The sequence below is a fragment of the Corynebacterium sp. MSK035 genome (assembly GCF_030232615.1).
Classification (GTDB): domain Bacteria; phylum Actinomycetota; class Actinomycetes; order Mycobacteriales; family Mycobacteriaceae; genus Corynebacterium; species Corynebacterium jeikeium_D.
This window is the reverse complement of the sequence record NZ_JASPJP010000050.1, coordinates 1-387: the sequence shown is the minus strand read 5'-3', so window position 1 is coordinate 387 and position 387 is coordinate 1. Positions and strand designations below refer to the sequence as shown.

Sequence of the window (387 nt, the reverse complement as noted above, 5' to 3'; positions counted from 1 at the left end):
CACAAGTTCTTTGCGCAAGCTGCCTGCCCCTTGTACGTAAAGGGCCTGGTAAATCGACTCGTGGCTAATAGTCATGGGCGTATTATCACCCCACAGTGCAGCCAACCTGCCACTGGCCTGACGCGGCGAGGCGCCACGGTTGAGCAGATTGACAACCTGGGCGCGCAAAAATCGATTGTCATCGAGTTTGCGCGGCTTTGGACGAGCAAGACGCCCGCGGCTGGCCTGATCAGCGTGATAGGCATCGTAGATACCATCGACGCTGTTGCGTGCGATTTCACGACTGATAGTGGATTGACTACGACAGACCATCTGGGCGATACGCCGGTGCGAATGACCTGCCCGCAGGCAATCGGCAATAATTAAGCGTTCCGTCAGCCCTAGCCG

1 protein-coding gene is annotated in these 387 nt (G+C 57.1%); it reads right to left on the bottom strand.

Annotated elements, in window-relative coordinates; all coding sequences use genetic code 11:
* Positions 1-348, bottom strand: a 348-nt coding sequence (locus tag QP978_RS10785) for a helix-turn-helix domain-containing protein (RefSeq protein ID WP_284857165.1), incomplete at its 3' end; no start/stop codon positions are given.
* Between the last annotated feature and the right edge of the window lie 39 nt (positions 349-387).